The 280-nt window shown below is 58.2% G+C and carries 1 protein-coding gene; it reads left to right on the top strand.

Annotated features, from left to right (window positions below; translation table 11 throughout):
• Positions 1-280 (top strand): immunoglobulin-like domain-containing protein (locus tag L8K08_RS30225; protein WP_242201997.1); only part of this gene is annotated, 280 nt, incomplete at both ends.

Here is a 280-nt window from a genome sequence, read left to right as displayed (position 1 = left end):
TACCTACACCGCTACGCTGACAAACCCGGCGCAAACTCCGGTCACCGTGACGCTGAGCAATGGCCAGACCATCGTCATCGAAGCCGGTAAATCTGCAGGCTCGGTGGTGTTTGAAACCCCGGCTAACGACGTCTACAACAACGGTTCGACCGTCAACACGACGATCACCAACGCTACCGGCGGTAATTTCGAAAACCTGGCGACTAACCCAGCACCAGCGACTACCACCATTACCGACTCGATCGACACCACCACCGTCACGCTGACGGCGGACCCATCG

This window comes from Pseudomonas sp. TREG-RG-20F-10-E-6-01, assembly GCF_022662455.1.
Classification (GTDB): Bacteria; Pseudomonadota; Gammaproteobacteria; order Pseudomonadales; family Pseudomonadaceae; genus Aquipseudomonas.
Note: the sequence above shows the minus strand (reverse complement) of the source record. Positions and strands in the feature narration are given on the sequence as shown.